Source organism: Pseudodesulfovibrio pelocollis, assembly GCF_030282845.1.
In the GTDB taxonomy this organism is placed as follows: Bacteria; Desulfobacterota; Desulfovibrionia; order Desulfovibrionales; family Desulfovibrionaceae; genus Pseudodesulfovibrio; species Pseudodesulfovibrio pelocollis.
The window spans coordinates 1-715 of sequence record NZ_JASTWE010000118.1 but is presented as its reverse complement, the minus strand read 5'-3'; the positions used below and the strand labels follow the sequence as shown (position 1 = coordinate 715).

Annotated in this window: 2 pseudogenes; both read left to right on the top strand. The window is 70.8% G+C overall.

The features are described 5' to 3' along the window. Positions 1-308, top strand: a pseudogene (locus tag QQS14_RS16465) (transglycosylase SLT domain-containing protein); the annotation flags it as partial. After that, positions 305-715 (top strand): annotated as a pseudogene (locus QQS14_RS16460) (hypothetical protein); the annotation flags it as partial. The pseudogenes QQS14_RS16465 and QQS14_RS16460, both read left to right, overlap by 4 nt.

The window sequence follows — 715 nt, the reverse complement described above, 5'->3', positions numbered from 1 at the left end:
GGGCGCTGCGGGCCATGGTCGCTTACGACCTGTGGCTGTGGCAGCGCGTGGCGGCCGAGGACGACTGCCACCGCATGGCCATGACGCTCGCCGCCTACAACGGCGGCCTGGGCTGGCTGAACCGGGACAAGCGGCTGGCCGAGGCCAGCGGGCTGGACCCGGCCCGGTGGTGGGATAGCGTGGAGACGGTCAACGCGGGCCGCGCCCAGTGGGCCATCACGGAAAACCGGGGCTACCCGCGCCGCATCCTGCTTGCGCTCTCCCCTGTGTACGAGGCCGCCGGATGGGGCCGGGGGGTGTGCCCATGAGCCTGCTGACCATTCTTTCTGCCGTGTCCACCGCTGTAACTGGCCGCTGGCGGCTGATCGCCCTGGGGCTGGCCGCCGTGCTCCTGGTGGGGCTGCTCACCGGCTACGCCGCGTGGCGCGGCTACCACACCGGATACGAGCGGGCCGATGCCGAGCGCCGGGCCGAGGTGAGCGGGATCCGCGCGGACCATGCCCTGGCCCTGGCCGGGGCCGAGAGCCGGGCGCGAGCCATGCTGGAGGCCGAGACGGCACGGGCGCATGACCTGGAGCGGCAGTACCTGGCCGCAACCAAAACCATCGCGGCCCAGCGCCGCCAGATAACCAACCGGAGAATAACCGATGCGAGCCGTGATGTTGCTGTTGCTGATGGCCGTTGCTTTTTTGGTCCTGCCTGGGTGCGCCTCTAT